General features: G+C 64.7%; 23 protein-coding genes. 10 read left to right on the top strand and 13 right to left on the bottom strand.

The features are described 5' to 3' along the window. Window positions 1–71 precede the first annotated feature (71 nt). The 4 genes from pyk to ABW18_RS06400 all read left to right on the top strand — a co-directional run bounded on the left by pyk (window position 72) and on the right by ABW18_RS06400 (window position 3,650). Window positions 72–1,505 (top strand): pyruvate kinase, encoded by a 1,434-nt coding sequence (gene pyk, locus ABW18_RS06415; RefSeq protein ID WP_039856938.1) that lies wholly within the window; start codon window positions 72–74, stop codon window positions 1,503–1,505. Between the two features lie 94 nt (window positions 1,506–1,599). Then, window positions 1,600–2,478, top strand: coding sequence for an acyl-CoA thioesterase (locus tag ABW18_RS06410; RefSeq protein WP_049698185.1), 879 nt, complete (start codon window positions 1,600–1,602; stop codon window positions 2,476–2,478). A gap of 6 nt (window positions 2,479–2,484) precedes the next feature. Then, window positions 2,485–3,093, top strand: a complete 609-nt coding sequence (locus ABW18_RS06405) for a hypothetical protein (protein WP_049698184.1) — start codon at window positions 2,485–2,487, stop codon at window positions 3,091–3,093. 110 nt (window positions 3,094–3,203) lie between these two features. Further along, on the top strand, window positions 3,204–3,650 hold the full coding sequence (locus ABW18_RS06400; protein ID WP_053117390.1) for a GNAT family N-acetyltransferase: 447 nt from the start codon (window positions 3,204–3,206) through the stop codon (window positions 3,648–3,650). Here ABW18_RS06400 and ABW18_RS06395 read toward each other — a convergent pair. The 3 genes from ABW18_RS06395 to ABW18_RS06385 form a co-directional block, all read right to left on the bottom strand. Continuing rightward, entirely contained in the window at window positions 3,629–4,357 is a 729-nt protein-coding gene (locus ABW18_RS06395) for a DUF998 domain-containing protein (RefSeq protein ID WP_049698182.1), read from the bottom strand. The genes ABW18_RS06400 and ABW18_RS06395 overlap by 22 nt on opposite strands. A 64-nt stretch (window positions 4,358–4,421) precedes the next feature. After that, window positions 4,422–6,245: an APC family permease gene (locus tag ABW18_RS06390; protein WP_082938100.1), complete on the bottom strand. Its 1,824-nt coding sequence runs from the start codon at window positions 6,243–6,245 to the stop codon at window positions 4,422–4,424. 296 nt (window positions 6,246–6,541) lie between these two features. After that, window positions 6,542–6,883 carry a hypothetical protein gene (locus ABW18_RS06385; RefSeq protein WP_049698181.1) on the bottom strand — a complete coding sequence of 114 codons (342 nt, stop codon included), beginning with the start codon at window positions 6,881–6,883 and terminating at the stop codon, window positions 6,542–6,544. A gap of 93 nt (window positions 6,884–6,976) precedes the next feature. On the opposite strand from ABW18_RS06385, the gene ABW18_RS06380 reads away from it, so the two are divergent. Beyond that, a complete protein-coding gene (locus tag ABW18_RS06380) occupies window positions 6,977–7,375 on the top strand; it encodes a YchJ family protein (RefSeq protein WP_049698558.1) in 399 nt (132 codons plus the stop codon). Between the two features lie 42 nt (window positions 7,376–7,417). Here the strand turns inward: ABW18_RS06380 and ABW18_RS06375 are convergent, their stop codons facing one another. Continuing rightward, a complete protein-coding gene (locus ABW18_RS06375) occupies window positions 7,418–8,050 on the bottom strand; it encodes a DUF2461 domain-containing protein (RefSeq protein WP_049698180.1) in 633 nt (210 codons plus the stop codon). A 79-nt stretch (window positions 8,051–8,129) separates the two neighbouring features. Here ABW18_RS06375 and ABW18_RS06370 point away from each other — a divergent pair, with 79 nt between their 5' ends. Next, window positions 8,130–8,684, top strand: a complete 555-nt coding sequence (locus ABW18_RS06370; protein WP_039856949.1) for a hypothetical protein — start codon at window positions 8,130–8,132, stop codon at window positions 8,682–8,684. Window positions 8,685–8,711: 27 nt separating this feature from the next. On the opposite strand, the gene ABW18_RS06365 is transcribed toward ABW18_RS06370, so the two are convergent. The 4 genes from ABW18_RS06365 to ABW18_RS06350 all read right to left on the bottom strand — a co-directional run bounded on the left by ABW18_RS06365 (window position 8,712) and on the right by ABW18_RS06350 (window position 11,400). Continuing rightward, entirely contained in the window at window positions 8,712–8,915 is a 204-nt protein-coding gene (locus tag ABW18_RS06365) for a hypervirulence associated TUDOR domain-containing protein (protein ID WP_005208831.1), read from the bottom strand. Between the two features lie 98 nt (window positions 8,916–9,013). Next, complete coding sequence (locus ABW18_RS06360) at window positions 9,014–9,913, bottom strand: sucrase ferredoxin (RefSeq protein ID WP_049698179.1); 900 nt, start codon at window positions 9,911–9,913, stop codon at window positions 9,014–9,016. After that, a complete protein-coding gene (locus ABW18_RS06355) occupies window positions 9,910–11,136 on the bottom strand; it encodes a cupin domain-containing protein (protein ID WP_049698557.1) in 1,227 nt (408 codons plus the stop codon). The genes ABW18_RS06360 and ABW18_RS06355 overlap by 4 nt, the downstream gene beginning before the upstream one ends. A gap of 9 nt (window positions 11,137–11,145) precedes the next feature. Beyond that, window positions 11,146–11,400, bottom strand: coding sequence for a hypothetical protein (locus ABW18_RS06350; RefSeq protein ID WP_005208825.1), 255 nt, complete (start codon window positions 11,398–11,400; stop codon window positions 11,146–11,148). Window positions 11,401–11,570: 170 nt separating this feature from the next. On the opposite strand from ABW18_RS06350, the gene ABW18_RS06345 reads away from it, so the two are divergent. Together ABW18_RS06345 and ABW18_RS06340 are read left to right on the top strand one after the other, a co-directional pair. Further along, a complete protein-coding gene (locus tag ABW18_RS06345; RefSeq protein WP_049698178.1) occupies window positions 11,571–12,032 on the top strand; it encodes a mycothiol transferase in 462 nt (153 codons plus the stop codon). A gap of 102 nt (window positions 12,033–12,134) precedes the next feature. After that, window positions 12,135–14,024 carry an HNH endonuclease signature motif containing protein gene (locus tag ABW18_RS06340; protein WP_053117387.1) on the top strand — a complete coding sequence of 630 codons (1,890 nt, stop codon included), beginning with the start codon at window positions 12,135–12,137 and terminating at the stop codon, window positions 14,022–14,024. A gap of 126 nt (window positions 14,025–14,150) precedes the next feature. On the opposite strand, the gene ABW18_RS06335 is transcribed toward ABW18_RS06340, so the two are convergent. Together ABW18_RS06335 and ABW18_RS06330 are read right to left on the bottom strand one after the other, a co-directional pair. Beyond that, window positions 14,151–16,172 carry an amidase gene (locus ABW18_RS06335; protein WP_049698177.1) on the bottom strand — a complete coding sequence of 674 codons (2,022 nt, stop codon included), beginning with the start codon at window positions 16,170–16,172 and terminating at the stop codon, window positions 14,151–14,153. Continuing rightward, window positions 16,169–17,203 (bottom strand): agmatine deiminase family protein, encoded by a 1,035-nt coding sequence (locus tag ABW18_RS06330; protein ID WP_049698176.1) that lies wholly within the window; start codon window positions 17,201–17,203, stop codon window positions 16,169–16,171. Before ABW18_RS06330 ends, ABW18_RS06335 begins: the two co-directional genes overlap by 4 nt. Window positions 17,204–17,351: 148 nt before the next feature. Here ABW18_RS06330 and ABW18_RS06325 point away from each other — a divergent pair, with 148 nt between their 5' ends. Further along, a complete protein-coding gene (locus tag ABW18_RS06325) occupies window positions 17,352–17,972 on the top strand; it encodes a TetR/AcrR family transcriptional regulator (protein ID WP_049698175.1) in 621 nt (206 codons plus the stop codon). 14 nt (window positions 17,973–17,986) lie between these two features. Here ABW18_RS06325 and ABW18_RS06320 read toward each other — a convergent pair whose 3' ends face one another. Beyond that, the gene (locus ABW18_RS06320; RefSeq protein WP_049698174.1) at window positions 17,987–18,874 is read right to left on the bottom strand and encodes a 2-hydroxy-3-oxopropionate reductase; all 888 of its coding nucleotides are present in this window, start codon (window positions 18,872–18,874) and stop codon (window positions 17,987–17,989) included. A gap of 43 nt (window positions 18,875–18,917) precedes the next feature. Beyond that, window positions 18,918–19,730 (bottom strand): hydroxypyruvate isomerase family protein, encoded by an 813-nt coding sequence (locus tag ABW18_RS06315; RefSeq protein WP_049698173.1) that lies wholly within the window; start codon window positions 19,728–19,730, stop codon window positions 18,918–18,920. A gap of 275 nt (window positions 19,731–20,005) precedes the next feature. On the opposite strand from ABW18_RS06315, the gene ABW18_RS06310 reads away from it, so the two are divergent. Next, window positions 20,006–21,631 carry an MFS transporter gene (locus tag ABW18_RS06310; RefSeq protein ID WP_049698172.1) on the top strand — a complete coding sequence of 542 codons (1,626 nt, stop codon included), beginning with the start codon at window positions 20,006–20,008 and terminating at the stop codon, window positions 21,629–21,631. A 47-nt stretch (window positions 21,632–21,678) separates the two neighbouring features. Here the strand turns inward: ABW18_RS06310 and ABW18_RS22880 are convergent, their stop codons facing one another. Continuing rightward, window positions 21,679–21,825, bottom strand: a complete 147-nt coding sequence (locus ABW18_RS22880; protein WP_156525513.1) for a hypothetical protein — start codon at window positions 21,823–21,825, stop codon at window positions 21,679–21,681. Window positions 21,826–21,894 lie beyond the last annotated feature (69 nt).

Here is a 21,894-nt window from a genome sequence, read left to right as displayed (position 1 = left end):
TGCGTTGACGTCCGGTGACAACTCAGGTGTAACGATGGCTATGCCGAAACGAGCGGACTAAGGTGAGCACAGTGGAACGCCGAACCAAGATCGTCTGCACCCTGGGTCCAGCTACCAATAGCGAAGAGAGGCTGAAGGAACTCGTCGACGCCGGAATGGACGTCGCGCGACTCAATTTCAGCCACGGCACGCACGACGACCACAAAGTGGTCTACGAAAGAGTGCGAAAGGCCGGCGACAACGCCGAGAAGGCCGTCGGCATCCTCGCCGATCTCCAGGGTCCCAAGATCCGACTGGGCAAATTCGAAGACGACGGCGCGCTCAACGGCGAAGTCATGTGGAACACCGGCGACACCGTGCGCATCACCACCGACGACATCGTCGGAACGCACGACCGCGTGTCGACCACCTACAAGCGACTCGCCGACGACGCCGTCCCCGGCGACCGGCTGCTCGTCGACGACGGCAAGGTGGGCCTCGTGGTCACCGACGTCGAAGGCAACGACGTGGTCTGCACCGTCACCGAGGGTGGCCCGGTCTCCAACAACAAGGGCCTCTCACTGCCGGGCATGAACGTCTCGGTGCCCGCGATGAGCGAGAAAGACATCGCCGACCTCGAGTTCGCCCTCGGCCTCGGCGTCGACCTCGTGGCTCTGTCCTTCGTGCGCAGCCCTGCCGACATCGAACTCGTCCACGAGGTCATGGACCGTGTCGGACGCCGCGTGCCCGTCATCGCCAAGCTGGAGAAGCCCGAGGCCATCGACAACCTCGAGGCCATCGTGCTCGCGTTCGACGCCATCATGGTCGCCCGCGGCGACCTCGGCGTCGAACTGCCGCTGGAGGAAGTGCCGCTCGTGCAGAAGCGTGCCATCCAGATGGCTCGCGAGAACGCCAAGCCGGTGATTGTGGCAACCCAGATGCTCGACTCCATGATCGAGAACTCGCGCCCAACCCGCGCGGAGGCATCCGACGTCGCCAACGCCGTGCTCGACGGCGCCGATGCGGTGATGCTCTCCGGCGAGACATCGGTCGGCAAATGGCCCATCGAAGCGGTGCGCACCATGAACCGGATCTGCAAGGCCGTCGAGGGAAGCTCGCGCGACGTCCCGCCGCTGTCGCACGTCCCGCGCACCAAGCGCGGCATCATCTCCTACGCCGCACGCGACATCGGAGAACGACTCGAAGTCAAAGCCCTCGTCGCGTTCACCCAGTCCGGTGACACGGTTCGACGCCTCGCGCGCCTGCACTCACGACTCCCGCTGCTGGCATTCACGCCCACCCAGGCCGTGCGCAGCCAGCTCGCCCTGAGCTGGGGCACCGAGACGTTCATCGTCGACCGCGTCGACACCACCGACAACATGATCGATCAGGTCGACTTGCAACTCCTGCGCATCGGCAGGCTTCGCGATGGCGACGTTGTCGTGATCGTCGCCGGCGCGCCCCCCGGCACCGTCGGCTCGACCAACATGATTCACGTGCACCGCATCGGCGAGCAGGACCACTGAGGTTTCTGCGCGGCTCGTGGCTGCGCCCGTCGCCACGAGCCGACGCAGCCACCAGCCGCACCTCCTCTGCGGCTGACCGCATAGGGTGATCTGCATGACAACCGACGTGTCCGAGGATCTCGGCAAACTCCTCGACCTGCTCGACGTCGAACGACGCGAGGACGACCTGTTCATCGGGCAGCACCCCGAGCAGAAGACCGCGCGCACCTTCGGCGGCCAGATGCTCGGGCAGGGCGTCGTCGCGGCGGGACGCACCCTGACGCGCGGGAACCCTCCCGTCCACGCGTTGCACGCACACTTCATCCGCGGCGGCGACGTCAAGAAGCCCCTCGAGTACCACATCGACCGCTACCGCGACGGCAAGTCATTCGCCAATCGGCAGGTGACCGCGATCCAAGACGACGAGGTCATCTTCACCATGCTCGTCGCATTCCAGGACAACGCCGCGGGTCTCGAGCACGCGGTCGAGATCCCTCAGGTTCCCTACCCGGAAGAATTGCCCCCGCTCGGCGAGCACTTCAAGGGCTTCGAGGACCGCATCGCCACCTTCGTCAACGCGTTGCATCCCATCGACATCCGCTTCGCCAATGATCCCTCATGGAAGATGCGCGAAGCCGGAGAGACGTTGCGCGACAACAGAGTATGGATGAAGGCCGACGGCGTCATGCCCGACGATCCGCTGCTCCACGTCGCAGCGATGTGCTACGCGTCCGACACCACGGTGCTCGACTCGATCATCACGACGCACGGCCTGTCCTGGGGCATCGACCGACTGTTCGCGGCGACCGTCAATCACTCGATGTGGTTTCACCGTGACTTCCGCTTCGACGAGTGGATGCTCTACGCCACGCGATCGCCGGTCGCCACCGGCTCGCGCGGGATGGGCTCGGGCCGCTTCTGGAAGCGAGACGGAACCCTTGCGACCTCCGTCGTGCAAGAAGCCCTGATCAAATACTTTCCTCCGAAGGAGTGACACGTAGTGCATCCGGGATCGTGGTCGGGCCAGCAACACCCCCATTCGCCGCAACACACACAGTCGCAGGAGTACCCCAAAGAGCAGCAGTACTCGCAGAACCAGGGCTACCCGCAGACCTTCCAGCAGCCGCAGTATCCGAGTGACTCGCAGCAAGGGACCACCGAGTTCTGGCTGGACTCGGGTGCCGCGTTGCCGCGACGCGAGTGGCAGCACAAGACTCGCGTGCCGGTCATTGTCGGCACGTCGATCGCGATGGTTGTGTTCGCGGCCCTCGCCGGGCTCGCCGTCGTGCTCGGGATCAACTACACGCCGCATTTCACTGCGATCGGAGGGGTTCCGGTGAGCTGCGGGTCGTGGGAGACCGAAGCCAACGGCGGCACCATTTCCGACAAGTCGGTCGTGACCATCTACAGCGAAACGGGCACGAAACTTGCGACGACGCCGCTCGAACGCCACAGTACGGACGAGGGTCGGCAGTGTGTGCTGAGGTTCTCCGTCGATGACGTCGACGCCAGCCAGAGCGGCTACGTGGTGCACGTGGGAGATACCTTTGCACAACCGGTTTCGGGTTCGGCGCTGAAGCGTGGAGTGGTGTTCCGCCCGACTGCATGACGGCTGACGTGCCACATGAGAATGGCGCGCCGCCGATGCGAGAGCCCGGGCCGCTGCCTTCCTGATCGCTGACTTGCGACACCGATGAACACTCACGAGAGAGACGACTGATGACCACCACAATCGCGCCATTGACGGAGGCCGATCGGCAGGACTGGGCTCCGCTGTGGGCGGGGTACCTGACGTTCTACGAGCACGAACTGAGCGACGAACAGAATGATCTGACCTTCGCACGGATCCTCGACCCCGACTACCCGATGTTCGGTGCGATCGCGCGCGACGAGACCGGACGAGCGATCGGCATCGTGCACTGGCTGACGCATGCGTCGACGTGGAGCGATGCTTCCTACACCTATCTCGAAGACCTCTTCGTCGCTCCGGATGTTCGCCGGAGTGGCGCAGGGCGGGCACTGATCGATCACGTACTCGAGTGGACTCGCAACCAAGGACTACCGAAGGTCTACTGGCAGACCGCACGCGACAACACGACGGCCCGTTCTCTGTACGACACCATCGCGTCGAACGACTTCGTCGTTTACGAGGTCGAACTGACCTGACCAGGTGTGCTGGTCGCAGCGCGAGCCGGAGCGCGTGTGCGCTGCGTGCACACCGCTATGCCCCACAGGATCAACCACACCGACATGCCTCCGACCTGGATGCGCTGCGCCAGCCCGAGGTAGTAGTCGCCGTGCAGGTTGTCGGCGATCAGCATCCACGCGGTGGTCACCGCGACGATGACGAGTACCCCGAGCCCGGCTGTCCGGAGCAGCGGCCATAGCGGCGGGCGTTGTCGATAGGCGGCCACCACACCCGCGATCATCGTGATGAAGATGGCGAACACGGCGACCGTGCTGGTCAACGCATGTATGTGATGCAACTGGGGGAGAAGCCCACTCGGTTCGTACGGGCAATCCTTGTCGACGCCGGGGATGCAGTCGATGGGTGCGAGCGCATCGGCCAACGTCGCTGCACCGAACACGCCGAACGAGATCACAGCGATCCGTGCGTACACCCCACTCACGATCGGGCGCGGAAGAAAGAGAATCAGCGCCGAGCACACCGCGAAGATCGAGGTGAGGATGTCGCCGACCTCGTACACCGCTCGGTGGGGTCGGTGGGCAGCGTCGAGTTCGCTGAGGAAGCTGTTCAGCGGATCGAGCGGGCTCGACCAGAAGAACTCGAGGACCCACGACGAGTAGCAGATTCCGGCCAGCGCTATGAGTATCCCCGCGGTGATCCGGCGGGTCGTCGACAACGAAGGCATTCGATCAGGTTAGTCCACCGGAGAATAGGTGCCCCGAGGCTTACCCAGTGCCTTGCCCCCGCTGCTACCTGCGCACATTCGCGATGGACGTCGAGCGGCGGGCGTCGACGTTGGTCCGCGTCCTCGTGACCAAAGCGTGTGTTGTGCGCTTGAGTGCTCGCTCGAGGTCGTCGGCCCGTCCCGAGGACAGTAGCTTTGCGCGTGTGTCCGACGCGGAGTCGGGGATGATCACGAGCACGTCGTCGTTGCTTGCCAGGGTGGCGATATGGTCGGCGAGGACATCGACGACGGAGTCCTCGTCGGGTGCGCGGACTTCGACCAGGCGGTCGAGCGGGTGGTACCGCCGCCACTCCGACGCGAAATCGTCATGCTCGCGAGCGATGGCCGCGCCGGTATCGCCTTCTTGTGCCGTGTCGCCTTCTCGTGCCGTGTCGCCTTCTCGTACTGAGTCACCGTCGATGACGACATGCAGTGCGACGACCTCGCGGCCGAACGCGCGGGCCGCATGCAGGGCGTCGTTGGTGGCACAACACAACGGTGACGAGACGGGTACGACGGCGAGGCCCTGTCCGGCGAAGGAGTGTCGCGGGTGTTCTCCTGGGTGCGACGTATCGGCGGCCGTCCGAATGTCGAGTTCCCTTGTGCGTCGGTAACTTCGGGCCAGCAACTCCATCGCCGCGACGAGTATCGCCAACACGAGGACGACCCACAGGGACCCCTCGCCGGCCTTCATCACGGTGAGGACCACCGCCGCCACAGCGGTGAGTACCGCGCCGAAGCCGTTGAGCGCGGCGCGGCGTCGCCAACCGTGTGACCGCGTGACCGACCAGTGACGCACCAGGCCGACCTGCGCGAGGGTGAAGCCGATGAACACGCAGATGGCGAACAACGGGACGAGGGCATTGACGTCTCCGCCCGAGACGACAATCAGCAGAGCGGATGCGCCCGCAAGAATGAGAACTCCGTTGCGGTACACACCGTTGCGTGTTCGGCGAGTGAGTCGATGCGGCAAATGATCGTCGCTCGCAACAACTTTCATCAGTTGCGGCAACCCGCCGAACGACGTATTGGCAGCAAGGGCGAGCAGCACGATCGTGGCTACCTGCACCACGTAATACATTGCACCACGCCCGAATACGCCTTCCGTGAGTTGCGACAGCACCGTGACGCCTGCCTGCGGTTGGATGTGCAGACGCTCCACGAGTGCGGCGATGCCGAGCATCATCGCGCCGAGGAGCACGCCGAGCGCCACCTCAGCACGCTGCGCGCGGCGGATTCGATTCTCCCTGAACTGTGGCGTCGCATTGGCAATGGCCTCGACGCCCGTCAACGCGGCGCAGCCGCTGGAGAATGCTTTGAGTACCAGCAAGATTCCGATGGTCCCGACCGTTTGTGAGTCGACCTGCGGGACACTGTGGCTTCCGCCGTTGACGAGGCCGACGACGATCACCGACGCGATGCTCACCACGAACACAACGGTTGGAGTGACGAAAGCTCTGGCGCTGCTGACGATTCCGCGCAGGTTGACGGCTGTGATCAAGGCCAGCACCGAGAGCGCGATCCAGACGGTATACCGCCCCGCTGCGGGAAAGGCGGAGGTGAGTGCGGCGGTTCCGGCGGTCACGGACACAGCGACATTGAGGACGTAGTCGATGACGAGCGAAGCCGCGGCGACAAGTGATGCGCGGCGGCCGAGATGGGCTTTGGCGACGGCGTAAGCACCGCCGCCGTCGGGGAATGCAGCGATCAGCTGCCGGTAGGAGAGCACCAACACCGCGAGGAGTACGACGATCGCGGCACTGACGGGAAGGGTCAGTCCCAACGCGTTGCCGCCCGCCGCGGCGAGCACCAGGACGATCGCCTCCGGCCCATAGGCGACCGACGCCATCGCATCGAGCGAGAGCGCTGCCAGACCCGTCGTCGCGGTCAGGCGACGTTTGTCGCGGCTTCGTGAAGTTCTCGACGGGTCAGCGGAGGTCGAGTTCGACGACGATGCCTCGTCGCGCGCCAACACTCGCGTACGTGTTCCGGGTAATGCCACGAGGGACGTTGTATAGCCGGAAAGTCGTTATGCGAGCGCCTCTGACGCGAATTTGACGCCGACTCGTCAGATCTTGACGCAGCTCTACCGCAGACCTCTCCACCGCAGACCGCCCTCGCCGCAGACGCCGGCAGTGCGGCGTGTCAGGCGGCGTGACGGTCGGCGGCGTGAACGTCGGAGAGCAACCCGCCGGGATCGACGACCATGATCACGGGTCCGAGGGTGTCACTCGCGCGTTCGATGACCGCGTCGATCTGCGTCGGATCGGAGGGATCGGCGATGACCGTCACCACACGGTCTCGCACGGCAGCGTCGACATAGGGAACGAGGTCGTGACCACGGGTTCCCGCGATGGCGAGGTTCTTCCCGCGATCCAGGATCTGTCGTGCGACGCAGTGAGCTCGAACGCTACCGTCCATGATCAGTACAACCGTGTCGGCGCGACGGGTACGGGTGACTGCTGGGGTATGAGTAATCGTTGTCATGCCACCATCACAGTCGCCGACGCTGCCACCGTGATGGGCGGACGCTGGCAGTCGGCTGGGACCATCGGTCGCGGCGGCATATGCTGGGCCGCCATGAGCACGACACTCGACGACGACGCGCGCTGCCCGTGCGGGACCGGCCTGACGTTGGCCGAATGCTGTGGGTCGATCCTGCGTGGAGAGCGCCGTGCCCCAACCGCCGAAGCGTTGATGCGGTCGCGCTTCACCGCGTTCGCCGTCGGCGACCGAAATCACCTGCTGCGCAGTTGGCATCCCGATACCCGACCGGCCGACCTCGGTCTCGATGACAGCATGCGGTGGCTGCGTCTCGACGTCGAATCGGTGAGCGGCGGCGGCCCGTTCGACACCACGGGCACGGTCGAGTTCACGGCGTTCTATCGCGCCGAGGGGCGTCGAGGGCAGATGCACGAGCTGTCGACGTTCACCAGACTCGACGGCTCGTGGGTCTACGTCGACGGCGCAGTCGACTAGCGCAGCATGTCCCGCAGGCGTTTCTGGACGTCAAGCGAGGCGTCACGCGAGAGCGTGTTGGATGAGCCAGTCCACGAGTGGTCGGGCGGTGCGCCAGTCAGCGCGCACGCGCTCGACCAGGTCGGGACCATGGATCACGGCGTCGAATCCGTAATCGCGCGAGACCGTCAACGTCTTGTGCCGCAGTAGCTCGATTCGTGGGTGGCCGGCATCCCATCCGCGAGGAGCCGTCTTCAGACGTTCTCCGCCGATGTCGAATCCTGCGTCCTCGAGTCGACGCACGATCTGTTCGAGTTCGCGGCCACGTCGATCGTCGTCGATGGCTGTGCGCATCGCGGACAATCGCTCGGGCGAAGCGTCGTAGAAGCCGGCACCCACCATGACACCCGGTGCACTGATCTGGACGTAGTAGCCGGTCGCCGGTGCCACTGCAACGTAGGCGCCCTGATGGGTCTTGTAGGGCGACTTGTCTTTCGAGAACCGGACGTCGCGGTACGGGCGGAACAGCTTCGCTTCACCGAACTCATCGGCAAGTGCGTCGGTCAGCTCACGCATCGGTGCGGCCACAGCGCTCTGATATGTCTGCTTGTGTTGTTCCCAGAAAGCCTTGCTGTTGTCGACCTCGAGGTCGTCGTAGAAATCGAGGGCGGCCTCGGGGAAGCCCTGAAAAGACATGTCCCGAGGGTACGACTCGCCGCGCCGGATCGAGGCGAACGTGTTCTATGACGATCGATGAAATGGCACGATGAAGGGGATGACGCAGCTGACGTATGAAGAGTTCGGCCGCCGGTTCTTCGAGGTCGCCGTGACCGAGGAGCGGGTGGGGTCAGCGTTCTCCTCTATCACGGGTGGATCGTTCGACGTCGGTCCCATCCCGTCCGGCCCCGGTGGGCTCGCTCGCGTGACCGCGCACGTCGAGATCGGCGAGCCGCGCATCGCGCGCAACGTCGGGGAACTGATCACGTTCACCGTTGAGATCATGCTGACCATCGGTCTCGTCGTGGATCTGCGAGTCGACCGCATCAAGTACGACGTCGACGGGCTGATCACGCTACCGCTGACCGTTCGTGCCGCCGAGCCGTTGGAGTTGCGGATCGACGTCACTCCGCCACGGCCGAAAGACGTGATAGTCGGCGTCGCGTCGCACAACCTGCGTGGCGAATTCATCCGTGCCGTCGGTCAGGTCGACACCGAAATCAAGCGCTTCGTCGCCCAGCACGTGGCGGAAGAGATCGACAAGCCCGAGGTCAAAGCTGCTCGCATCATCGACGTCGGTGCCGAACTCGGTCGGGCCTTCGAAAATATGTGACCTGTCGAGAATGTGGGTACGGATCACTCACTTCTTGGTGAGCGACGACTCCTTGTGCGCCGCCTGCGATCCTGTCTTCGACGATTCGACAATCCAGTACGGGTCGTCGTCGCTAGCATTGAACTTCTGACCGTCGAAGGTGAATGGCGATGTGCGCTTTTCCTTCGCGTGCCCATGCGTCGGTCCCTGGGACGTATTCCATTCGACGGTGTCGTTCTTGTTGATTCCCATGAGTCGAGCATGCGCGCTCACCGACGCCGACGGCGCTCGTCGACGTGGGTGACGCGTGCTCGATACGTCGCCGACCACCGATCGATACAGGGTCACGGTCAGGTCGCGGCGACCTGTCCGAAGGCGATGGAGTCCAGCGTGAACTGCCGTACGCGTCCAGCGACATTCGCTTCACACATCGAGAACAGCGGCTCGGAGAACTCCTCACCGAGCACCACGTCGACGGGGCCGACGTGGCCCGTCAGACGGACGTGGATCCGCCCATCGACGTGTGTGACGTCGATCGGCGCGAACGAGTCGATGCGGTCATCTCCGGTCTCGACGCGGGCGAAGTGCTGTGCGGCCTGCACGGCGTGGGGGAGTGACGTACGTCCACGCAGTAGCGAATCCACAAGGCGCCCTTGGGTGTAGAGCTCAACGATGGACGCTGGGTCGACGGCGGTGTCGAGTCTTCCGTAACAGAGACCGTGCGGAAGGATCAGCCCTGTCGCGGCGAAACGGTCACCACCGAGGTGTGAACACTCCCACGTCCACTCCGGATACGCCGACGCGATCGATGCTGTCGCGGCCCGACCCCGAACTGCACAGCACTGGTCATGCTTACCGTGCGCGCACACTGCGACGAGAGGTTCGGTCGATGGAGCGCCGTCGGACCCGTCGAGCGCGAGGTCGAGATAGCCTGCAGGACCGTCGACTTCGCCAGCGTGCACGCTTTCCGCTCCCGGCGTGGAGTCCACGATGAACCAACGCCACCGTGGTGTTTGCGGTCGGCGTCCCGGTCGTCGAATCGCGACAATCCGCATGCGCTGCTTCTCGACCCGACGCACGATGCTCAGACCGAGGTCGGGGTCGATGATGGACGGCGATTGCAAGAACGCCGAATGTCCCCACGCACCACCGAGTTCGAGCAGGACCCACAATGTTCCCGCCGAGGCTGTGCCGTAGATCGGATCACCGCGCTCCGCGGATTGCACGCTACACGGAGGACGACGGGTCATCCGGTTGGAACCGATCCACTCTCGAGAACGACGACGCCCTCACGAAGCAGTCTGCGAATCAGCACGAGGCTGTCGGCGGCGTCGAGTCCCGGTAGTTCACCCGCGGTGACGGTGGCTCCGGATACTGCGGCCTCGAGTGCCTCTGTGCAGTAGTCGGGGAAGCTGATGGTCCGATCGGGAAGGCGAATCTCGGTACGTTGCAACGCACGACGGACTTCGACGACGAGGCCGTGGCGTCGCCTCACCGTCGTGTGTTCGGTGAGTGAGTTGACTGCGTCGAGTGTGGCGAGCGGTCGAACTGCCACGGGTCGGGTTCGCTCGGCGTGGATCGTCGACAACCGCGCGGCGGTGCTTTCGGCCAGATCTGTTGTGTTGGCCTGCAATACGTCGATGACGGCAGCAATTGTCTTGGCTGCCAGCGCCGCTGACTCGTCGGGGTCGGTGAAGTCGGTACCCATCGGCAGCGCGGCGCGTAGCGATTCGACTGTGCCGAGTTGGTCGACGACCGCCCGGACCAGATCGAAGGCAGTGACAGCCGATACCCCGACCGTGAGATGAATCGACGTGTGGCCGAGAGCTTCTGCCGAGTGGAGCCATCCGCGCGGAAGGTACAGGGCGTCGCCGGGTTCGAGGACGGTGTCGATCACCGGCTCTTCGTGACTGCGCGCCTTGATTGCATCACGGTGGTCGGTCCAGGGTTGGTCGGCGAGGGGATCGGTGTGTACCGGGGCGTGAACCCGCCAGTGCTTGCGGCCGGAGATCTGGAGTACGAAGACGTCGTGTACGTCGTAGTGGGGATCGAAACCGCGATTTGCGGGTGGGGTGATGTAGGCGTTGGCCTGTACCGGGTGTCCGAGGTCGTCGACCATCCCACGCACAAAGTCGATGATGGGCGGCCACAGTCGGTGCAACCCCTGCAGAACGATCGTGGCACCAGAGGCGAACTGCGCCAGCACTTTTGCCGAATCGACCTGATCGGGCATCTCCGCACCGAAACCGGCCGGCCCGAGGTAGTTCTCTTTGCCTACCAGACCGCCTTCCTTGGCCATCCGGATGAACGGTGCACGCACCCCGCGCTCGGCGATCAACTCGTCGACGCGGCGCGGCGAGAGAAGATCGTCGAAGTCGCGGGGGAGCGCGTCCGATCTGCTGAGCAGAGGACGCCGACCCCAGTGATCACGCGCGAACGCGTCGGGGTCGATGGCGATGCAGCGGCTCAGCATTGTCGTCACTCAGGCGGTGCCGTCTGCGCCGCCGTCGTGTCCATCGGGGTTGGAGCCGCCGTCGGCTGGTCCTTCGCCGGGTGAGGCGGTGCCGTCTGCGCCGCCGTCGTGTCCGCCGGGGTTGGAGCCGCCGTCGGCTGGTCCTTCGCCGGGTGAGGCGGTGCCGTCTGCGCCGCCGTCGTGTCCGCCGGGATTTGAGCCGCCATCGGCAGGACCTTCACCCCCTGGGCTGGAGGTGGTGATGTCGTCGTCGTCGAGTGCCATGGGTAAACCCTTTCCTCGTTGGGAGTCGCTCGGTTGGCGACTCCACACTCCACTATGTCGATATGTGACGCTCTTGACGAGGATTCGTCGACGAGGCCCGAACTTCGTTACTGCGCCGAGATGGCGGTTCCTGCAAGATCACGACGATCCGAACGTGACACGCTATAGCGATGGATCTCTGGTTTGAGGCCGCTCGTGACACCGCTGATCGATGCTGGGACGGCGTTCTGACTGCGCTCGACGGCGTGGCCGATGCAGACCTCAACAGAAGCTTGCCGGTCGCAGGTTCCAACGCGCCATATGCGATCGTCCACCACTGCATCGAGATGGCCCGCTGGTGGCTGGGAACATTCGGGTGCGGAATGGATCTGCCCCGTGATCGGTCGCGGGAGTTCGACGCGACGGGAACGCGCGACGATCTCGTCATACGCATCGCGCAGGTCCGCGCCGATATGGATGTGTGGTCGACGCGCATGGTGCGCGACGGAATTGCGGGCCGCGATGCACGCGGAACACGCGCGAAGGTCGACCTCAACACCGTCACGCCTCAGTGGGTGGTGCTGCATGTCGTACACGACTTGGCCCAGCACCTGGGCCAGCTTCAGATCACCCGCGATCTGTTGAGCGCCTGAATCTGCGATCGAAAGCTCTTTCGAGTTTTCCTCGACGCTGTCGGTATTGTCGGGTAATGTAGAACACATATTCGACATGACGTGGGGCGGGGGTGGCGGCACGTGAACAGCAACAGCAATGACGTTGGGGCCGGTGGTGCGCCTTCGGCTTTGGCTACTGCTGCGGTGGGTTCGGCGGATGCTGTCGTGGCGGAGAAGCTGTCACGCCTTGCCGCGGTGCTGGACGAGTTGGCTGCCGTCGATGTGTCGTTGGTGTCGGATGCGGCGCTGGTCGAAGCCACCGTCGAAGCGGAACGCCTAGCACTGCGCACTGCGGGTGCGGTGACGGATCGTTTGATTGTGGAAGCCTCCGACCGCGACCTACCCCGCGCCCTGGGTTTCCGCGACATCCGGAACTTCATGGGCCACGGCCTGCACATCGGTGACCCCGCGGCCCGGCATCGGGTGATCGCGGCGACCGGCTCGTTCACCACGATCTGCGGTAACCGACTACCGCCGTCGTGTCCCACCCTGGCCGGCTATGTCGTCGAGGGTCGTGTCGCGGGCGCACATGTCCGTGCGGTGTTGGAGGTGCTGGAGGAGATCCCCGGTGAAGTGTCGGCCGAGACCAAAGCTGCCGCCGAAGCACAGATGGCCGGGTATGCGGTCCAATTCACGCCCGCCGAAATCACCAACCTCGGGTCACGATTGTTGGCGCACCTGGATCCGGATGGCACGCTGACCACCTCGAAAGATCGCAAACGTCGACGTCGCCTGTGGGTGAACCGGCAGAACGCGCAGTTGATGTCGCGATTGACCGCCGACCTCGATCCGATCGCCCGCGCACGGCTGGACACGGTGTTGGACGCGTGGGCCAAACCGGGCATGAACAATCCGGACGACCCGGAGTCGCCGGTCGGGCCGATCACGACCGCGAATGCTGAACAGGTCGCGGCGGCCGCGCTGCGTGATGAACGCTCACCAGCGCAACGCAACCACGACGCCTTCTCCGCACTCCTGCAGCAAGTACTTGAATCAGGGATGTTGGGCAACACCCACCGGGGGTTACCGATCCAGGTCATCGTCACCACCAGCCTGCACGAGTTGGAAGCGCAGGCGGGGATCGCGCAAACCACGTCCGGAACACTGCTCCCGATCGGTGATGTGATCGAGATGGCCGCCTCGGCCGGGGCGAGCCAGTATTTGGCGGTGTTCGGTGAGCACACCAGCGTGCCCCTGTATTTCGGTCGGTCGAAGCGGATCGCGTCGCTGGGGCAACGGTTGGCCTCGTTCGCCTCACCCGGCGGGAAGATGTGTTCGGCCCCGGGCTGTAATCAGCCCGCGAGCAGGGTGCAGATGCATCACGCCGCGAAAGACTGGGCCGACGGCGGCTTGACCGATATCGACCAACTCGTCCCGGCATGCGATGTGCACAACCGGAGAGTCGGCCCGAAACCTGGCCAGTTCACCACCCGCATGATCACCGACGGCCCCGACACCGGGCGGGTTGCGTGGCGGCTCAACGCCAAGCCCGGTATGCCGGAGAATCCGGAACGCATCAACCGCATCGCGGACGTTAAAGCTGATTTCCGCGACTACCTTGCCGCCGAACACACCAACAACGAAGCAGCAGCGGCTGCACGCGCGGCCGGTACCGGGACCGGGATCGCCTCGGACACAGCCGATACCGGGATCGTCGCGCGAGCCTCCGGTACAGCGGACGCCGAGATCGTCGCGGACGCAGTCGGCGCCTGGATGGTGTCGCCGACATCGATGCCGGACCCGCCCCGCGGGCGGGTCGAGCTCGCGTTGGTGGGCGCAATGCCCTCCGGCGACACCGTTCGTCTCAGCTCGCGGGTCGACATCCGATGGAACCTCGCTGATCCACCCGACCCCGAGCCACCCACAGACCCGGACGCGCCAACGGGCCCAGCTCCACCAGGCGGCCTCATCGCACCCCACGGCGTCGACCCGCCAGACAGCCTCGGCCCACCGCTGGCCGACGCCGCCTGACCACCGCGCCATCCCGGGCGAACCGTCGAATCTGGTTGTGCCGCAACCCGTCTACACCCCGCCACCACGCATCGGTGGCGGGGCAGACGTGGTCGCTCGGGGCAGGTCCCAGTAGAGGGAGCGTGGTCAGATGCCGTCCACGATCACATATTCGGCGTTGGCTGCGCCGTTCGATGACGTCGCGATTGCTGTCACGAGTGCGCCGTACGGGATGCGCCACGCGGAGTGTTGTCGCTTGAGCTCGGCTGCGGGAATCTCGACCGATGCTGTGAAGCTCGATCCCTCGCGGTCGATCGGAACAGCATCTCCGTCGACGAACACCTGTAGCAGGTCGGCGTCGGATGACCCCGAGATCTCGATGACCGCAAACTGCGCATCGCGTCGAGCGGATGCTGTCAGTTCTAGCGCTGGGACGTCGCCGCCGGCCTCGGCGCCCGGGCGCATCAGGGGGCGCATCAGTGAAGGGAGCTCCGGCGTCGAGGTAGGGGCGGTGCGGCGTCGAGACGCGTGCTCGTAGGCCCAGCCGTAGGCGAGTAGGGCGTTGTCGTCGTAGGCGCGTCCGGCGAATGTCAGGTTCACGGGCATTCCGATGTCACTCATCGTGCCCATCGTGACGTTGACAGTCGGAATGCCGTAGTGACGGATCATGGTGTTGCCGGTCGACACCCACACCCCGTTTGCCATGGCACGTTCGTGTGATTCCGGATTGGTGTCGGCGTCCGCGGGTCCGACGTCGAGCGCAGAGGGAAACACCAGTGCGTCGAGGCCGAGTTCGTCGAGCCACTCCTCGAGGTCGACGCGGCGCATCTCCTCGAGCCCGCGGATGCCCTCGGCCAGATCGGGAATCTCATCGAGCGTTGGGATTCCGCGTGCGGCGCGCTCGGGGTACTCGCTGATGTCCAGGTTGTACCGCGCGTAATACCCGTGCAGTTCATCGGGAATCGCGCCGTCGGGCAGTGGGAAGATCAACGGCCCGTCGACGTCGGCGAGGCGGTTCAGTGCGGGGTCGCCGTTGGCCTCCAAGAAATCGTTCCACGACCAGACGGTGAGGTCCCACATCTCCGCGTCGAAGAATCCTTCCGGGAGGATTCCGCGGGCATAGCCGTCGCGGGCGTCGGGTCGGTCGAGTTCGTAGTTGGTCAGGGCGGGGAAGTCGACGTCGATTATCTCGGCGCCCGCTGCCTCCAGGTCTGCTCGTGCGCGGTTCCACAGCTCGATGACCGAGGGTCGTGGTGTGATCGGCCAGCCCGCGTCGGGGTCGTCGCCCAGGATGATGCGGGGTATGCCGAAACGCTTGCCCCGCAGGGCATTGTCATCGCGGAGGTCCAGGTACGACTCTGGCCGCACCGACGATGCCGCGGGCAATTCCACCCATGGCTGCGTGCGCCAGAAGTCTCCTCGTGTGTCGTTGTCATCCGTGACGAGCACATCGAGCAGGGCGAGCATGTCGTCGACCGTACGAGTTTGTGGCACAACGACATCCATTGTCGGCGTCAACGGCCAGTTGCCACGCACCGAGATCACGCCGCGCGACGGCGTGTACGCGACGAGCGCGTTGTTCGACGCGGGGGAGCGGCCACTCGACCATGTCTCTTCGCCGAGGCCGAACGCCGCAAGGCTCGCAGCTGTCGACACGCCAGAACCGTTCGACGAGCCGGACAGGTACGCGGCCGCGAGATAGTCGCTGTTGTAAGGACTCTCGGCCCGTCCGTACACGCCCCGCTGCATACCGCCATTGGCCATCGGAGGCATGTTGGTGAGGCCGAGGCAGATTGCGCCGGCAGCCCGCAGACGTTCGACGGCGAACGCGTCTGAGCCCGCGACGAGATGCGCGAACGCAGGCGAACCCGACGCCACGGTGAGGCCCTGCACCCGGTAGCTGTCCTTCGCGGTGTACGGGATGCCGTCGAACGGACCGTACGCCTCGCCACGGGCACGACGTTCGTCCGATGCGCGCGCTTCGTCGAACATCGTCGGGTTGAGAACGGGAATCGCGTTGAGCGTCAACCTGTGTCTATCGTATCGGCCAATGCGGTTCAGGTACCCACAGACGAGTTCGACGCTGGTGACCGCGCCTGATTCCAGCGCGGCACTCAGTTCGGCTATCGATGCCTCCACCAGTGGTGGGGTTTGTGTCGGGGACGTCATGACGTGGCGCCGACGGCTGGTTGTTGCTGTGTGATGCAGTGGATTCCACCGCCGCGTGCCAGGATCTCGCGTGCGTCGATGGTCACCACGCGCCGGCCGGGGTAGACCGACGCCAGGATCTCGGCCGCGCGCGCGTCGGCCTCCGGTTCACCGTAACCACAGGCGACGACACCACCATTGACGACGAGGTGGTTGATGTAGCTGTAGTCGACGAAGCCCTCGGAGTCCCGAATCGTGTTGGGAGCGGGCAGATCGACGATGTTCCACGATCGTCCGGCTGCGTCGGTGGTGCCTTCGAAGAACTCGCGCAAGCCTTTGGTGACTGCGTGGTCGGGATGGTCGGGATTCGGCTGGTGGTGCAGCAGCAGCGTCCCGGGGGAGGGAATGGTCGCGACCATGTCGACATGACCGCGCGTGCCGAACCGCTCGTAGTCGCGGGTCAGGCCGCGGGGGAGCCAGATGACCTTCCTTGCGCCGATCGTGCGTTCGAGCTCGGCTTCGATCGTCTCGCGCGTGGCGTAGGGGTTTCGATAGGGGTCGAGTTGGACCGTCTCGGTGACGAGAACGGTGCCCTCGCCGTCGACGTGGATGGCGCCGCCCTCCTGGACGAGCATCGAGCTGACAACTGGGACACCTGCCCGGCCTGCGACCACGCGCCCGATCTGACGATCGTTGGTCCACTCGGCCCACTCCTGTGCGCCCCAACCGTTGAACGTCCATGTGACAGCGCCGAGTTGGCCTGCGTCGTCGATGACGAAGGTCGGCCCGATGTCGCGCATCCACGCGTCGTCGAGCGGCGCTTCGACGATCTCGATCTCCTCCGAGAGCATGGCACGCGCACGTGTCGTCTCTGTCGGGTCGACGACCATGACGACCTGCTCGAACTGCGCGACCGTATTGGCAACCTCGCTCCACGCGGCGTACGCGGTCTCGGCGTCGGCCGCGCTTTCGGCGAGGGTGGTGTTGGTCCGTGGAAACGCCATCCACACACGCTCGTGGGGGGCGGTCTCGGCGGGCATTGTCCAGGACATATTCGGAGCCTTTCGTTATTGATCGAGCAATCAATAACTAGAACGGTAAGGGGTGCGGGTCGGGCCGTCAAGTGGAACGAACGAATTATTGATTCTGTGATCAATAGCGGTTGACTAGGTGGTGGCCAGGCACGATGATCGCTGGGTGATGGTCTCGAAGAGCCGGACGCGCGCACCCCGCAAGTCGCCCGAGGAACGGGCGGATGAGATCCGCACCGCCGCATGTCAGGTCGCTCGTGCCGATGGGCTTCCAGGGCTGACCCTGAGGTCTGTCGGCGCACGGGCAGGTGTGGCGCCCGCGCTCGTCGCACACTACGAGCCGAGTATGGACGAGCTCGTCGCGTCCACGTTCTCGGCGATCACCAGCGCGGAGGTCGACGACATCACCGAACTCATTGCCACCGAACCGAACTCAACGTCGAAGCTGCGGACCTTGATCGCGACGCTGACGGAGCCGGGCCGCGACGATGTCACGATCGTATGGGCCGACGCCTTCAGTCTTGGCAGGGTGAATCACCCTCTCGCTGCCGCAGTTCGGGACGTCATGGGCCGTTGGCAGTCACTGGTGTCCGAGCTCATCAGCGAGGGTGTCGACGCGGGCGAGTTCGTCACCGACGACGCGGCCGACGTCGCGTGGCAGTTCCTCGGGATGATCGACGGCGTCAACTCGCACGCGCTGGTGCACTACGCGGGTGCTCCCGACAGAGGGCGTCTGGTTCGGCGCGCGATGGAGAACGAGCTCGGACTCGCACGCGGAACCCTGCAGTAGGCCGGGCTGGGACATCACATCGAGTCGAGCCTGCCGGACAGCCGCTCGACCGTCCGAAACAGTGCCGCGTGATCGAGGCCGCCGTCGCCGTTGGCCCGCGCCGACGCCATGAGTGTCGCGACGAGGGAGCCGATCGGGAGAGCCAATCCTGCCTCGCGTGCCGAGGCGGTGACGATCCCGAGGTCCTTGTGGTGCAGGTCGATTCGCGCTCCCGGTGCGAAGTCTCGATCGATCATCCGACGTGCCTTGTGGTCGAGCACTGTCGATCCCGCGAGTCCTCCGCCGAGGACTTCGACCGCTGCGGTGGTCTGCACCCCGCTGGCCTCGAGGTAGACGAGTGCCTCGGCGAGTGCGGCGATATTGGCGGCCACGATCAATTGATTGGCCGCTTTGACCAATTGTCCACTGCCGCTTGGTCCCACGTGTACGACGGTCGAACCGACAGCATGCAGGAGGGGCGCCGCTGCCTCGACCGCCTGGTCTGAGCCGCCGACCATGATCGACAGGGTCGCATTGACTGCGCCCTCCTCGCCGCCCGACACCGGAGCGTCGAGAAACAAATGGCCGCGCTCAGCCGCCTGGTCGGCCAACCGGACCGCGACGTCGGGTCTGACGGTCGAGAAGTCGACGATGACGGTGCCCGGCTTGGCGTGCGCGAACACTCCATCTGGTCCATTCATCGTCTGCTCGACATCGGGGGAGTCGGGGAGCACCGTGGCGACGATGTCGGCATCGGCGACCGCCTTGGGGACGGAGTGCACTGCGGTTCCACCGGCCTCGACGAGTGCCGCGGCTTTGGACGGTGTGCGGTTGTAGCCGACGACGCGGTGTCCTGCGCGAACCGCGTTGACGGACATCGGACTGCCCATCACGCCGAGTCCGATGAACGCGAGGGTTGTCATGATGAGGTGCTCCTCCGTGGTGCGGTGATCCGAGTGCCGTGTCTCAGTGTGCGCCGTCTGCGAACTCCGCGATCCACGAGAACGGGTCGGGCAGCGTCGGGCGATACTCGAGACTGATCCATCCCTGGTATCCGGCTTCGTCGAGCGCACCCAGGTATCGCGCGAAGTCCATTGTGCCCGTGCCTGGTTCGCCACGGCCAGGGGCGTCGGCGATCTGCACATGACCGATCCGCCCGGTGTGGTGCGAGAGCACGTGGTCGAGGTCGTCGCCGTTCGTCGACAGGTGGTAGAGATCAGCGAGGAGCGCGACGTTGTCAATCCGGTGCTCGCGTCGAACGGCGTCGGCCACTGCGAGCGCATCATCGGCGAGGCGGAGCGGATAGTCCGGGATCGCACTGAGTGGTTCGAGGAGGATCTGCGCGCCGATCGTCGCAGCGGCACGAGCCGCGACGGCAAGGTTGTCGACTGCCAGTGAGTCTTGTTCGGCGGCATCGAGTCCGGATACTCGGTTGCCGTAGAGCGCGTTGAAACCCACAGTACGCAGTCGTGCACCCATTCCGACCGCGACGTCGATGCTGTCGACGAACTCGCGCGCCCGCTGCGGATGCGACAGCAGTCCGCGCTCGCCCGCCGCGAGATCACCCGCTGCGAGGTTGAGGTGGGTGAGGCGTACCCCGGCGTCGTCGATCGCCGTCACGAACTCGTCGACGGCTCGATCGGCAGGGACAGCGTCGTCGAACGGCCACCAGAATTCGACGGCGTCGAAACCCGCATCGCGCGCCGCCTGGGGTCTGCGCAGCAACGGTAGGTCGGTGAACAGCATCGAGCAGTTCACAGTCAGTCGGCGACGGTTCATCGTGGCTCCCTCGTGTGGGCTCAACTCGGACGTGACGTTGCTCGCGACTGTTTTACCGCCATTGGTGGGCGTCTCCCAAATGGCCCAAATGGTTAGCCTTGCTGAGGTTGTACAGGCCCAATGTAACGGTGTGCGAGGTGGCCATTCTCAGCGAGGAAGTCGGTGTCCGCACTCGGCGCGGTCTGAGATCGTGGCTGTCGACCAATCAGTAGAGATTGCCTCCGCTGTCGGGCAGAAACCGCGTGCGGCCAGGGCGTTCCGCGTATCGTGCTGCCATGCGACGGTGGAGGGTCCTCCTCATCCTCAGCGCTGCACAGTTCATCATGGTGCTCGACACCACGGTCATGAACGTGTCGGTGTCGCAGGTCGTTGCCGACCTCGGCACGACGTTGACCCAGGTCCAACTCGCGATCACCCTCTACACACTGGTCATGGGATCGTTCATGCTCTTCGGCGGTCGCCTCGGCGATATGTTCGGCAGGCGGAAGGTTTTCGCCATCGGGCTCATCGTGTACGGAATCGGTTCGCTCATCACGGCATTCAGCCAGAACATCGGCATGCTCTTGTTCGGATGGTCCTTCGTTGAGGGCGCCGGAGCCGTCATGGTGATGCCTGCGATCATTTCGTTGACGGCGTCGAACTATTCGGGTCGCGACCGCGCAACCGCCTACAGCGCCCTCGGCGGTATTGCCGCAGCCGGCGCGGCGGCCGGTCCGTTGATCGGCGGATGGGTGACTGAAGCACTCACCTGGCGGGTGGTGTTCGCCGCGGAGACCGTCGTGTGCATCCTCGTCGTGCTTGCGGTGCGTGCCATCGCCGACGACGAGAAGGCTGAGCCCGGGGGGATGGACTGGGTCGGAACCGCGTTGTCGGTAGCGGGACTCGGGCTCATCGTGATCGCGCTGCTGCAGGCAGGCACCTGGGGCTTCATCAGGCCGCGAGGCGCACTGACGATCGGCGACGTGAGAGTGACACCGTTCGGTTTCTCGGTGGTGCCGTTCATGATTGCGCTCGGCGTCTTTGTGCTCATCGGTCTTGTCTCCTGGGAGCGTCGTGTCATCGACCGTGGCGGCACACCGCTGCTTCACCCCGCGTTGCTTCGAAAACTGCAGCTGCGCAACGGATTGATCATGCTGCTCGCGCAGCAGACCATTATCGGCGGGATGTTCTTCATCATCCCGATCTACCTGCAGTACGCACTGCAGATGAACGCTTTCGAGACAGGAGTGAAGCTCGCGCCCATGTCGGTGGCCATGCTGATCGCGGCGTTCGCCAGCCCGAAACTGGCTGCGACGCAGTCGCCCCGGCGGATGGTCAGAATCGGTCTGGTGCTTGTGATCGTCGGTTGCGTACTTCTGGTGACCACCATCGATCCCGAGCTCAACAGTGTTGTGTTCGCCATCGGCATGGCCATCTTCGGCGCCGGATTCGGTTTCATAGCAGCACAACTCGGCAACGTGATCATGTCGTCGGTGGGCAATCGTGACCGTGGTGAAGCGGGCGGCTTGCAGGGCACGGCCCAGAACATCGGGACATCCGTGGGCGTTGCGCTGCTCGGTGCGCTACTTGTTGCCGCGCTCAGTTCGGGCTTCAATACGGCAGCTCAGGCAGACTCGACGATCTCGGCGCAGACGAAGAGTCAGATCAATGACGCGACGGCGAACGGCGTCGAAATCCTCGGACGAGACCAGCTCGAGGCGGTTGCTCAGGAGCACGATATCCCCGCCGGTGAGGTGTCGACACTTGTCGACGACTACGTCAACGCCCAGTTGGAGGCGATCAAGATGGCGATCCTGCTGGCCGTATTCTTGGCGTTGCTCGGACTAGTTGTCGCTCAACGACTTCCGACGGTTCCCGGCGCAGAATTGGGCAAGGATGAGCCGGCCGCGGTGGGAAAGTGACGGCGGCTCGAGTCTCATCGCAGGTGCAGTGTGTGACCGGAGAGCGATCAGTCGTTGCTCGAATCCGAAGGGTTCGAGCCCGTGCTGTCGTAGCTGATCATGCCGTCGTGATCCTGCGGCTTGTCGTGCTTGAGCTTGTAGATGAGGCCGATGACGCCGGCAACGACGAGCAGTGTGAAGAAGATGAATCCCATGGCGATCTCCAGGGGCCTGCGACGATGTGCGCCGATCAGCGCACATCGTCGAGAATACTGCCCCGAGAG

This window comes from Gordonia jacobaea (assembly GCF_001186365.1).
In the GTDB taxonomy this organism is placed as follows: Bacteria; Actinomycetota; Actinomycetes; order Mycobacteriales; family Mycobacteriaceae; genus Gordonia; species Gordonia jacobaea.
The sequence above is the reverse complement of the archived record's forward strand: the minus strand, read 5'-3'. Positions and strand labels throughout refer to the sequence as shown.